The organism is Erwinia papayae (genome assembly GCF_058241465.1).
On the sequence record NZ_JBZCHT010000013.1, the window covers coordinates 659,069 to 671,777 of the forward strand.

The 12,709-nt window shown below is 52.4% G+C and carries 8 protein-coding genes; all 8 read right to left on the reverse strand.

Features of this window, described 5'->3' with window-relative positions:
• Positions 1 to 71: 71 nt before the first annotated feature.
• The 8 genes from rpoC to secE all read right to left on the reverse strand — a co-directional run bounded on the left by rpoC (position 72) and on the right by secE (position 12,391).
• The gene (gene rpoC / locus AC3RPL_RS19215) at positions 72 to 4,292 is read right to left on the reverse strand and encodes a DNA-directed RNA polymerase subunit beta' (protein ID WP_490741181.1); all 4,221 of its coding nucleotides are present in this window, start codon (positions 4,290 to 4,292) and stop codon (positions 72 to 74) included.
• A gap of 75 nt (positions 4,293 to 4,367) precedes the next feature.
• Positions 4,368 to 8,396, reverse strand: a complete 4,029-nt coding sequence (gene rpoB / locus AC3RPL_RS19220) for a DNA-directed RNA polymerase subunit beta (RefSeq protein ID WP_490741182.1) — start codon at positions 8,394 to 8,396, stop codon at positions 4,368 to 4,370.
• Between the two features lie 340 nt (positions 8,397 to 8,736).
• On the reverse strand, positions 8,737 to 9,105 hold the full coding sequence (gene rplL, locus AC3RPL_RS19225; protein WP_490741183.1) for a 50S ribosomal protein L7/L12: 369 nt from the start codon (positions 9,103 to 9,105) through the stop codon (positions 8,737 to 8,739).
• A gap of 63 nt (positions 9,106 to 9,168) precedes the next feature.
• Positions 9,169 to 9,666 carry a 50S ribosomal protein L10 gene (gene rplJ / locus AC3RPL_RS19230; protein ID WP_034934449.1) on the reverse strand — a complete coding sequence of 166 codons (498 nt, stop codon included), beginning with the start codon at positions 9,664 to 9,666 and terminating at the stop codon, positions 9,169 to 9,171.
• A gap of 470 nt (positions 9,667 to 10,136) precedes the next feature.
• Complete coding sequence (gene rplA / locus AC3RPL_RS19235; RefSeq protein ID WP_490741184.1) at positions 10,137 to 10,841, reverse strand: 50S ribosomal protein L1; 705 nt, start codon at positions 10,839 to 10,841, stop codon at positions 10,137 to 10,139.
• A gap of 3 nt (positions 10,842 to 10,844) precedes the next feature.
• A complete protein-coding gene (rplK, locus tag AC3RPL_RS19240) occupies positions 10,845 to 11,273 on the reverse strand; it encodes a 50S ribosomal protein L11 (RefSeq protein WP_490741185.1) in 429 nt (142 codons plus the stop codon).
• 187 nt (positions 11,274 to 11,460) lie between these two features.
• A complete protein-coding gene (nusG, locus tag AC3RPL_RS19245) occupies positions 11,461 to 12,006 on the reverse strand; it encodes a transcription termination/antitermination protein NusG (RefSeq protein WP_004154985.1) in 546 nt (181 codons plus the stop codon).
• Position 12,007: 1 nt separating this feature from the next.
• Positions 12,008 to 12,391, reverse strand: coding sequence for a preprotein translocase subunit SecE (secE, locus tag AC3RPL_RS19250; RefSeq protein WP_034934444.1), 384 nt, complete (start codon positions 12,389 to 12,391; stop codon positions 12,008 to 12,010).
• Positions 12,392 to 12,709 lie beyond the last annotated feature (318 nt).

Sequence of the window (12,709 nt, forward strand, 5' to 3'; positions counted from 1 at the left end):
TGTGGATGATTTTAAGCGGGCAATAAAAAACCCCACCGAAGTGGGGTTTTTATGCTGGGCATTAGCAACGATTAATCGTCGTTGCCACCCAGACCTGCATTCAGCAGTTCTGCCAGGCTGGCAGACGCTTCATCTGCGGTTACCTGAGGCACAACCGGCGCTTCACCAGCAGCACGGCGACGCATACGATCCTGATGATAGGCGTAACCAGTACCGGCTGGGATCAGACGGCCCACGATAACGTTCTCTTTCAGGCCGCGCAGTTCGTCGCGTTTACCCGCAACGGCTGCTTCGGTCAGTACGCGCGTCGTTTCCTGGAACGATGCCGCAGAGATGAAGGATTCGGTCGCCAGTGATGCTTTGGTGATACCCAGCAGATCGCGCATGTAAGTGGCCGCGATTTTGCCGTTGGCTTCCAGCTCACGGTTAGAGATCTTAACGCGTGATACTTCAACCTGCTCGCCGTCCAGGAAGTCAGAGCTACCTGCACTTTCGATGGTTGCTTTACGCAGCATCTGACGAACGATGACTTCGATGTGCTTATCGTTAATCTTAACGCCTTGCAGACGGTAAACTTCCTGCACTTCGTTAGTGATATAACGGGTCACAGCATGCACGCCACGCAGGCGCAGAATGTCATGCGGTGACTCAGGGCCATCGGAAACCACGTCACCACGCTCCACGCGCTCGCCTTCGAACACGTTCAGCTGACGCCATTTCGGGATCATCTCTTCGTATGGATCGCTACCGTCTACCGGGGTGATGACCAGACGACGTTTGCCTTTGGTTTCTTTACCGAAGGAAATGATGCCGCTGATTTCAGCCAGGATTGCCGGCTCTTTCGGACGACGGGCTTCGAACAGATCCGCAACGCGTGGCAGACCACCGGTAATATCTTTAGTACCGCCGGATTCCTGCGGCACACGCGCCAGGGTGTCACCAGAACTGATCTTGATACCGTCTTCCAGCTGCACAATCGCTTTACCCGGCAGGAAGTACTGAGCAGGCATATCTGTACCTGGGATCAGCACGTCATCACCGTTGGCATCAACGATTTTCAGCGCAGGACGCAGATCTTTACCACCGGACGTACGCTCAGCACTGTCCAGGATCACCAGTGAGGACAGACCGGTCAGGTCATCCGTCTGGCGGGTAATGGTCTGGCCGTCGATCATATCGGTGAAGCGAACAAAACCACTCACTTCAGTGATAACCGGCATGGTGTGCGGATCCCAGTTTGCGACAGTTTCACCCGCCGCCACCTGCTGACCGTCACCTTTCGCCATGGTTGCACCGTAAGGAACTTTATAGCTCTCTTTGGTACGACCAAACTCGTCGATCATTTTCAGTTCAACGTTACGCGAGGTGATCACCAGCTTGCCAGCCGAGTTAGTTACCGACTTGGCGTTGATCAGTTTCAGCGTACCTTTGTTTTTCACCTGAATGCTGGATTCGGCTGCCGCACGCGATGCCGCACCACCGATGTGGAACGTACGCATGGTCAGCTGAGTACCCGGCTCACCGATGGACTGTGCTGCAATAACGCCGATAGCCTCACCCTTGTTGATGATGTGACCACGCGCCAGATCGCGTCCATAGCAGTGGGCGCACACGCCGAAGTCAGTCTCACAACTTACAACGGAACGCACTTTCAGGCTGTCAACAGAGTGTTCTTCCAGCAGGTCACACTGATGCTCGTGCAGCAGGGTGTTGCGTGGTAGCAGGATGTCTGCGGTACCCGGCTTGAGTACGTCTTCAGCCGTCACACGGCCCAGTACGCGCTCACGCAGGGGTTCTTTCACGTCGCCGCCTTCGATAACCGGGGTCATCAGGATGCCTTCGTGCGTGCCGCAGTCGTCCTCGGTCACCACCAGGTCCTGCGCCACGTCAACCAGACGACGGGTCAGATAACCGGAGTTCGCGGTTTTCAGTGCGGTATCCGCCAGACCTTTACGCGCACCGTGCGTGGAGATGAAGTACTGGAGTACGTTCAGACCTTCACGGAAGTTTGCGGTAATTGGCGTTTCAATGATCGAGCCATCTGGCTTCGCCATCAGACCACGCATACCTGCCAGCTGACGAATCTGTGCCGCAGAACCACGCGCACCGGAGTCGGCCATCATAAAGATGCTGTTGAAGGAGACCTGACGCTCTTCCTCACCGTCACGGTTGATCACGGTTTCGGTGGACAGATTCTCCATCATCGCTTTCGCAACGCGTTCGTTAGCCGCAGCCCAGATATCGATCACTTTGTTATAGCGTTCGCCAGCCGTTACCAGACCAGACTGGAACTGCTCCTGGATCTCGGCCACTTCCGCTTCCGCTTCGGTGATAATTTCGACTTTCTTCTCCGGGATAACCATGTCGTCAATACCCACAGACGCACCAGAGCGCGCCGCATAGGCAAAGCCGGTGTACATAGTCTGGTCAGCAAAGATAACCGTTGGTTTCAGACCCAGAATGCGGTAACAGGTGTTCAGCATTTTGGAGATAGCTTTCTTACCCAGCGCCTGGTTGACGATGGAGTAAGGCAGGCCTTTTGGTACGATCATCCACAGGATGGCACGACCAATGGTCGTATCGACCAGACCGGTTTTCGCTACCCAGTCGCCATGATCGTTTTTCTCGTGCTCGGTGATGCGCACCTTAACGCGGGCATGCAGAGAGGCCAGGCCAGCGCGATAAACACGCTCAGCTTCTTTCGGGCCGGTCAGCACCATGCCTTCGCCTTTGGCGTTAACACAGTCGCGGGTCATGTAGTACAGACCCAGTACCACGTCCTGAGAAGGAACGATGATTGGCTCACCGTTAGCAGGCGACAGGATGTTGTTGGTGGACATCATCAGCGCACGCGCTTCCAGCTGGGCTTCCAGCGTCAACGGAACGTGAACCGCCATCTGGTCACCATCGAAGTCGGCGTTATAAGCCGCACAGACCAGCGGGTGTAGCTGAATTGCTTTACCTTCGATCAGTACTGGCTCAAAAGCCTGGATACCCAGACGGTGCAGCGTTGGCGCACGGTTCAGCAGCACCGGGTGTTCGCGGATAACTTCATCGAGGATATCCCAGACCACTGCTTCTTCACGCTCAACCATTTTCTTGGCCGCTTTGATGGTGGTGGCAAGGCCACGCAGCTCCAGCTTGCCGTAGATAAAGGGTTTGAACAGCTCCAGTGCCATTTTCTTCGGCAGACCACACTGGTGCAGACGCAGGTATGGACCCACGGTGATAACCGAACGGCCGGAGTAGTCAACACGTTTACCCAGCAGGTTCTGACGGAAACGACCCTGTTTACCTTTGATCATATCGGCCAAAGATTTCAGAGGGCGTTTGTTAGAACCGGTGATAGCACGACCACGACGGCCGTTATCCAGCAACGCATCAACCGCTTCCTGCAACATACGTTTTTCGTTGCGGACGATGATATCTGGCGCGGCCAGATCCAGCAGACGCTTCAGACGGTTGTTACGGTTGATCACACGACGGTACAGATCGTTCAGATCGCTTGTCGCGAAGCGACCGCCATCCAGCGGAACCAGTGGACGCAGATCCGGCGGCAGCACAGGCAGCACGGTCAGGATCATCCACTCTGGTTTGTTACCAGACTGAACGAACGCTTCCAGCAGTTTGATACGCTTGGTCAGCTTTTTACGCTTGGTTTCGGAGTTGGTTTCGTTCAGCTCTTCACGCAGCTGCTCGCATTCCTGCTCCAGATCCATGTTTTTCAACAGAGCCTGGATAGCTTCGGCACCCATTTTCGCGTCGAACTCATCACCAAACTCTTCCAGCGCATCCAGATACTGCTCTTCAGTCAGGATCTGACGGCGCTCGAGGTTGGTCATACCGCCTTCGATAACAACATAAGATTCGAAGTACAGTACACGTTCGATGTCACGCAGTGGCATGTCCAGCAGTAAACCGATGCGGGATGGCAGCGATTTCAGGAACCAGATGTGTGCCGTTGGCGAAGCCAGCTCAATGTGGCCCATACGCTCACGACGGACCTTGGTCTGTGTAACTTCAACGCCACACTTCTCACAGATCACACCACGATGCTTCAAACGCTTGTACTTACCGCACAGGCATTCGTAATCTTTTACTGGCCCGAAAATACGCGCACAGAAAAGCCCGTCACGCTCTGGTTTGAACGTACGGTAGTTAATGGTTTCCGGCTTTTTAACTTCACCAAAAGACCAGGAACGGATCATGTCTGGCGAGGCCAGCGCAATTTTGATCGCATCAAACTCTTCGGTCTTAGTTTGCGCTTTCAGAAACTTAAGAAAGTCTTTCACGGATTAGCTCCCGTCGGAGTGAGACTTCTGAGCACGCCCCGAAGGACGTGCTGTAACCATTACAAATGCGAGTGTTTACTCGTCTTCCAGCTCGATGTTGATACCCAGCGAGCGGATCTCTTTCAACAGAACGTTGAAAGATTCCGGCATGCCTGGCTCCATCTGATGGTTGCCGTCAACAATGTTCTTATACATCTTGGTACGGCCGTTAACGTCATCAGACTTCACGGTCAGCATTTCCTGAAGGGTGTAGGCAGCACCATATGCTTCCAGTGCCCACACTTCCATCTCACCGAAGCGCTGTCCACCGAACTGCGCTTTACCACCCAGCGGCTGCTGAGTAACAAGGCTGTAAGAACCGGTAGAACGTGCATGCATTTTGTCATCTACCAGGTGGTTGAGTTTCAGCATGTACATGTAGCCAACGGTAACCTGACGCTCGAACTGCTCGCCGGTACGACCATCGAACAGGGTAATCTGACCAGAAGATGGCAGACCGCCAAGCTGTAACAGCTCTTTGATCTCGCTCTCTTTTGCGCCATCAAACACCGGCGTGGCGATTGGCATCCCTTTCTTCAGGTTTTCAGCCAGGCGCATCACTTCATCATCAGAGAAGGTAGACAGGTCCACTTTCTGACGCACGTCGGTGCCCAGGTCGTAGGCGCGCTGAATGAATTCACGCAGTTTGGCCACTTCTTCCTGCTGCTTCAGCATCGCGTTGATCTTCTCACCGATGCCCTTCGCCGCCATACCCAGGTGGGTTTCCAGAATCTGACCAATGTTCATACGTGACGGTACGCCCAGCGGGTTCAGTACGATATCGACCGGCGTACCGTTCTCATCGTATGGCATATCTTCGATCGGGTTGATCTTGGAGATAACACCTTTGTTCCCATGGCGACCTGCCATTTTATCACCAGGCTGGATCTGACGTTTCACCGCCAGGTACACCTTGACGATTTTCAGCACGCCAGGTGCGAGGTCATCACCCTGGGTGATTTTGCGACGTTTCGCTTCGAGTTTCTTCTCAAACTCGTGCTTCAGCTCGTCGTACTGCTCCGCCAGCTGCTCCAGCTGGTTTTGCTTCTCTTCGTCGGTCAGACCCAGTTCCAGCCAGCGCTCACGTGGCAGTTTGTCCAGTTTTTCCGCTTCCACCCCGCCGGAAACCAGCAGGTAGTGGATACGGCTGAACAGGCCCGCTTCGAGGATTTGCAGTTCTTCAGACAGGTCTTTTTTCGCCTGCTTCAGCTGCATCTCTTCGATTTCCAGTGCACGCTTGTCTTTCTCCACGCCGTCGCGGGTGAAGACCTGTACGTCAATAACCGTACCTGACACGCCGTTTGGCACGCGTAGAGAAGAGTCTTTAACGTCAGAGGCTTTCTCACCGAAGATCGCACGCAGCAGCTTCTCTTCTGGCGTCAGCTGGGTTTCACCTTTCGGCGTCACTTTACCTACCAGAATGTCGCCACCGGTCACTTCTGCACCGATATAGACAATACCGGACTCATCCAGTTTAGAGAGCGCGGCTTCACCTACGTTCGGGATATCAGCAGTGATCTCTTCCGGCCCCAGCTTGGTGTCACGGGAGACACAGGCCAGTTCCTGAATGTGGATGGTGGTGAAGCGATCTTCCTGCACCACACGCTCGGAGACTAAAATGGAGTCTTCGAAGTTGTAGCCGTTCCACGGCATGAACGCGACGCGCATATTCTGGCCAAGAGCCAGTTCGCCCAGATCCGTTGAAGGACCGTCAGCCAGCACGTCACCGCGTTCAATCGGTTCGCCCAGATTGACACACGGCATCTGGTTGATGCAGGTGTTCTGGTTAGAACGGGTGTATTTAGTCAGGTTGTAGATGTCGATACCGGCTTCGCCCGGGTACATCTCATCTTCATTGACTTTAATAACAATACGGGAAGCATCGACATACTGCACAACACCACCACGTTTCGCCACCGCGGTTACACCGGAGTCAACCGCTACCGCGCGCTCCATACCGGTACCAACCAGCGGCTTGTCAGCGCGCAGAGTGGGAACCGCCTGACGTTGCATGTTTGCACCCATCAATGCGCGGTTGGCGTCATCGTGCTCAAGGAACGGAATCAGTGACGCACCGACAGAAACCACCTGCTGAGTGGAAACGTCCATGTAGTCAACCTGATCGCGGCTGAACAGACTGGATTCGCCTTTGCTACGGCAGGTAACCAGGTCATCGACAAAGTGGCCTTCGTCGTCGAGGTTGGTGTTCGCCTGCGCAATAACGTAATTCCCCTCTTCAATCGCAGAGAGGTAATGAATTTCGTCGGTCACCACGCCATCGCGAACGCGGCGGTATGGGGTTTCCAGGAAACCATACTCGTTGGTCTGCGCATAAACAGACAGGGAGTTAATCAGACCGATGTTTGGACCTTCAGGCGTTTCGATTGGGCACACGCGACCATAGTGCGTCGGGTGAACGTCTCGAACTTCAAAGCCTGCACGCTCACGCGTCAGACCGCCCGGGCCCAGTGCCGAGATACGACGCTTGTGCGTAATCTCAGACAGTGGGTTGTTCTGGTCCATAAACTGTGACAGCTGGCTGGAACCAAAGAACTCTTTCACCGCAGCAGAGATTGGCTTGGCATTGATCATATCCTGAGGCATCAGGGTATCGAGATCGCCCAGTGAAAGACGCTCTTTCACCGCACGCTCAACGCGCACCAGCCCAACACGGAACTGGTTTTCAGCCATTTCACCCACGGAACGGATACGACGGTTACCGAGGTGGTCTATGTCATCCACTTCGCCGATGCCGTTACGGATACCGATGAGTTTCTTCATCACTTCGATGATGTCATCTTTGCTCAGGATGCCTGAACCTTCGATCTCATCACGCAGCAAAGAGCGGTTGAACTTCATCCGGCCAACCGCAGAGAGATCATAGCGGTCTTCAGAGAAGAACAGGTTTTCAAACAGGTTTTCTGCCGCTTCGCGCGTTGGCGGTTCGCCAGGGCGCATCATGCGATAGATCTCAACCAGCGCGCTCAGACGATCGGTGGTTGGGTCGACGCGTACGGTTTCGGACATGTACGGACCGTGATCGAGATCGTTGGTGAACAGCGTCTCAACACGCTTATGACCGGACTGGCTCAGTTTAGCCAACAGATCCAGCGACAGTTCCATGTTCGCGGCAACGATCAATTCGCCGGTGTTTTCGTCGATATAATCTTTAGCGACGACTTTACCCGCAATGTATTCAACCGGAACTTCGATGTGCTCAACGCCATCTTTTTCCAGCTGACGAATGTGGCGGGCCGTAATGCGGCGACCTTTTTCTACGTAGACATTACCGTTAGCTTCGATATCGAAGGAAGCCGTTTCACCACGCAGACGCTCAGGCACCAGCTCCATCTGCAACTTATTGACACGGATTTCGTACACTACTTTTTCAAAGAACAGGTCAAGGATCTGCTCAGTGGTGTAGTTCAGCGCACGCAGAATGATGGTCGCAGGCAGCTTGCGGCGACGGTCAATACGGACGAACAGGTTATCTTTTGGATCGAATTCAAAGTCCAGCCAGGAACCACGGTAAGGGATAATACGTGCGTTATACAGCACTTTACCCGAAGAGTGGGTTTTACCCTTGTCGCTGTCAAAGAAGACGCCAGGACTACGATGCAGCTGAGAAACGATAACACGTTCTGTACCATTGATGACAAAGGTACCGTTATCGGTCATGAGCGGAATTTCGCCCATGTAAACTTCTTGTTCTTTAATGTCTTTAACCGTGCCTTCCGGCGCTTCGCGCTCGTAGATCACCAGACGCAGTTTTACGCGCAAAGGTGCAGAGAACGTGACGCCACGAATCTGACACTCTTTAACATCAAAAACAGGCTCGCCCAGACGGTAGCTAACATACTGTAGCTCTGAGTTACCGCTGTAGCTTTGGATGGGAAATACAGAACGGAAAGCAGCTTCCAGACCGTACTGACCTTCCGGATCTTGCTCGATGAACTTCTGGAACGAGTCAAGCTGGATAGAAAGGAGATAAGGAATATCCAGAACTTGTGGACGTTTTCCAAAATCCTTACGAATGCGTTTTTTCTCGGTATAGGAGTAAACCATAGGGTTCCTCAGCTCGCTGAAAAGTAGAACCTCTCTGTCCGTCCAGGGGGGACAGTTCATGCAACACTATTTTGTGACGCGGAAGGAAATCCCCTCCGTAATACCTCTTTCTATCACTCTTAAATCATTTCATTGCCATCGCGTAACCGCAGCAGACCACCGGGCAGGAGAGCAGTATATTAAGTCGTCGATAGAAAAAGATATTAAGCAAAACAATGACTAAACAGTGTGAAACGTCATTGCCGCTTTAGAGCGCAAAAAGGCTGGTGACCAATCAGTCACCAGCCATCAGCCTGAGTTATCCTTGCGGACTAATCAGGCTGCAACCTGAAAGCGTGGCTTATTTAACTTCAACTTCTGCGCCAGCTTCTTCCAGTGCTTTCTTCAGAGCTTCGGCGTCATCTTTGCTGATGCCTTCTTTCAGGGCAGCAGGTGCAGACTCAACCAGATCTTTAGCTTCTTTCAGGCCCAGACCAGTTGCGCCACGTACTGCTTTGATCACGGCAACTTTGTTAGCGCCGATAGCTTTCAGTACAACGTCGAACTCAGTTTTTTCTTCAGCAGCTTCAGCAGGACCGCCAGCAGCAACAGCTACAGCAGCAGCAGCAGAAACACCGAATTTTTCTTCCATAGCGGAAACCAGCTCAACAACGTCCATTACAGACATAGCCGCTACTGCTTCCAGAATTTGCTCTTTAGTGATAGACATAACAATTGTTCCTGTAAATCAGAAATAGTGTGTGCTTAGAGTGCAACAGACAAGGAAGTGCGATTAAGCAGCTTCTTTGGCGTCGCGAACGGCTGCCAGAGTACGGACCAGTTTGCCTGCAGCGGCTTCTTTCATGGTCGACATCAGACGTGCCAGCGCTTCTTCGTAAGTCGGCAGCGTTGCCAGACGGTCAATATTGGCCGCACTGATCAGCTCACCTTCAAAGGCCGCAGCTTTGACCTCAAATTTTGCATTCGCTTTCGCGAACTCTTTGAACAGACGAGCAGCAGCGCCCGGGTGTTCCATAGAGTATGCAATCAGGGTCGGACCAACAAACGTGTCTTTCAGGATCTCAAACTGAGTTCCTTCAACGACGCGGCGCAGCAGGGTGTTACGAACAACACGCATGTATACGCCAGCTTCACGACCTGCTTTACGCAGTTCGGTCATTTTATCTACGGTTACGCCACGAGAATCCGCAACTACCGCAGACAGCGCGCCTTTGGCTACTTCGCTGACTTCAGCAACAATCGCTTGTTTGTCTTGAAGATTTAATGCCATTAGCTTTTGCTCCTGGATTTTGGCCGGAGATGAATTTCCCCGGAACTCACATCACCTGACCTCAGTTTCCCGAGGCAGGCGCTAAACACGGTGAGCAGAATCCAGCAAAGACTATAAAAATATTCTTCAGGTTCTGTCACCGTCTACGCAGGAAATTAAGCATGACCTTGCGGTCCCACACCTGCGGTCTTGGACGGAGGCCTGGATAAGGCCAGGCTCCAACCGAAAATTCTTTCTGTTCTGCGTCACTCGAACCGATACGGCGTTGGCTGCTTTCGCTCGCAACAGTCACATAGCTTGCTATGCTCCTGCCGACTCGCTCACTGGCCGCCTTGTCTCAATCCGACTGACTTGAACAGCTTTTATTTGTCACTCGAACCGATACTGGACAACATCGATTAGAGGTTCTGCATGTTAACAGAACAATGGGCGAAAGATTCTAGTCGAAACTGACGCCCAGGTAAAGCAGATTAGTTAGCCGCTGCGCTCAGGCCTGCCTGATCAATCGCAACGCCTGCACCCATAGTGGTGGAGATGCTAACTTTCTTGATGTAAACGCCTTTAGCCTGAGAAGGTTTTGCTTTTTTCAGTGCAACCAGCAGAGACTCCAGGTTTTCTTTCAGTTTGTCTGAATCGAAATCAACCTTACCAATGGTGGTATGGATGATGCCGTTCTTGTCGTTACGGTAACGAACCTGGCCCGCTTTAGCGTTTTTAACTGCTTCAGCAACGTTAGGAGTTACAGTACCCACTTTCGGGTTTGGCATCAGGCCGCGTGGACCCAGAACCTGGCCCAACTGGCCAACAACGCGCATTGCATCAGGAGATGCGATAACGACGTCAAAGTTCATTTCGCCTTTTTTGATCTGTTCAGCCAGATCTTCCATACCTACCAGCTCAGCACCGGCTGCTTTAGCAGCTTCTGCGTTTGCACCCTGAGTAAATACGGCAACGCGAACAGAACGGCCAGTACCGTGCGGCAGTACAGTTGCACCGCGAACGTTCTGATCGGATTTACGAGCGTCGATGCCCAGGTTAACTGCTACGTCAACGCTTTCTACGAATTTGGCCATGGCCAGTTCCTTCAGCAGAGCAACAGCTTCGTTGATGTCATACTGTTTAGTTGAATCAACTTTGTCACGGATCACGCGCATGCGCTTGGTCAGCTTAGCCATTTCTTAGTCCTCTACTACCAGGCCCATGGAACGAGCAGTACCTTCAATTGAGCGAGTCATCGCTTCAACGTCAGCACCAGTCATGTCCGCAGCTTTAGTGGCTGCGATTTCACGTAACTGATCACGTGTAACTTTACCTACTTTCTCTTTGTTCGGCTTACCGGAACCAGACTTGATGCCCGCCGCTTTTTTCAGCAGAACGGCTGCCGGAGGCGTTTTGGTAACAAAGGTAAAAGAACGGTCAGAATAAACGGTGATCACCACCGGAGTTGGCAGGCCTTTTTCCAGAGATTCTGTTTTGGCGTTGAACGCTTTACAGAATTCCATGATGTTAACGCCCTGCTGACCCAGTGCCGGACCAACTGGTGGACTTGGGTTTGCCATACCGGCTGCAACTTGCAGCTTAACGTAGGCTTGTACTTTCTTAGCCATGATATTTCCTCTATTGGGTACAAACGCCCTGAAAGGCTCCCCGTGATTAATATTTACACGCATGAAACAGCGCATAAAAACAAAAGGCGCGAAATTGTAGTGTAATTTCGCGCCTTTCGCAACAGCTATTCAATCGCATCGCGGATTGTCAATTTCACAATCCCGCACACCAGCAAATAACCGGTTATCAGCCTTTTTCTACCTGACCGAAGTCCAGTTCAACCGGCGTCGCACGGCCAAATATAGAAACAGAAACCTTGAGGCGGCTTTTCTCGTAATCCACCTCTTCCACCACGCCGTTGAAATCAGCAAATGGACCGTCATTGACGCGGACCATTTCACCTGGTTCAAACAACGTTTTCGGACGTGGTTTATCGCCAACCTGTTGCAGGCGGTTCATGATCGCGTCGACTTCTTTATCGCTGATAGGTGCGGGGCGATCGGAGGTCCCACCGATGAAGCCCATGACACGGGGCACACTGCGCACTAAATGCCAGCTTGCATCGTTCATCACCATCTGGACCAGAACGTAGCCAGGGAAGAACTTGCGCTCGCTTTTCCGACGCTGACCACCACGGATTTCAACCACTTCTTCGGTTGGCACCATGACTTCGCCAAAAAGTTCTTCCATGTTATGTAACTTGATATGCTCGCGTAACGACTGCGCTACACGGCCTTCAAAACCGGAAAACGCCTGAACGACGTACCAGCGCTTCTTTGGAGCTTCAGACATCTCAGAACCTCAGGCCAGTAATAAACGATACCAGGCGGACCAGAATGCCATCCAGCCCCCACAGAATCAGTGACATCACGGCAGTGACCGCGGCAACGATTAACGTGGTATGCAACGTTTCCTGGCGAGTAGGCCAAATGACCTTGCGAACTTCAGTGCGCGCTTCACGCGCGAATGCCAGCGTTGACTTGCCTTTTGCTGTCAGTAGTGCGATGCCACCTGCTGCGGCAATCAGGACAACCACGGCCAGCGCACGCAGCGGGAGAGTAATTTCACGGTAAAAATAGTTGCCAACGATAGCCGCAATCAGCAGTATCGCAACAACCAGCCATTTAACTGCTTCCAGGCCGCGCCCGCTCCCTTGAGCTTCGGTATTAGCACTCATAAACCAACCTGCCACAATAAATCAGAAACTATTTTGCCCACAAAAATGTGAGCAACCGAACCGAATGATGCTTTCAGGCGAAACTCGGCATATCCCTTTATCTTTCAGGCTGCAACATGCTTAACTGTCTTCACTCACCCGGCATTATGGCAACCCACAATGTCCGGGAATTGTTCAGTTACTATCGCGATGCAACGTGAAATCTGTCGGGCTTTACGCCGTTCAACAGAGCCTGCCTCAGCAATGATTATTATGATTGAAAATCACTGATGAGCCAGGTTCTATGTTACAGCGTATAAAAAGGGCATCAAATGATGC

What these genes read in the sequence shown, in the direction of transcription:
- rpoB (WP_490741182.1), bottom strand. Translation starts at nt 8,396, where the DNA reads ATGGTTTACTCCTATACCGAGAAAAAACGCATTCGTAAGGATTTTGGA.
- rplL (WP_490741183.1), bottom strand. Translation starts at nt 9,105, where the DNA reads ATGTCTATCACTAAAGAGCAAATTCTGGAAGCAGTAGCGGCTATGTCT.
- rplJ (WP_034934449.1), bottom strand. Translation starts at nt 9,666, where the DNA reads ATGGCATTAAATCTTCAAGACAAACAAGCGATTGTTGCTGAAGTCAGC.
- rplA (WP_490741184.1), bottom strand. Translation starts at nt 10,841, where the DNA reads ATGGCTAAGCTGACCAAGCGCATGCGCGTGATCCGTGACAAAGTTGAT.
- rplK (WP_490741185.1), bottom strand. Translation starts at nt 11,273, where the DNA reads ATGGCTAAGAAAGTACAAGCCTACGTTAAGCTGCAAGTTGCAGCCGGT.
- nusG (WP_004154985.1), bottom strand. Translation starts at nt 12,006, where the DNA reads ATGTCTGAAGCTCCAAAGAAGCGCTGGTACGTCGTTCAGGCGTTTTCC.
- secE (WP_034934444.1), bottom strand. Translation starts at nt 12,391, where the DNA reads ATGAGTGCTAATACCGAAGCTCAAGGGAGCGGGCGCGGCCTGGAAGCA.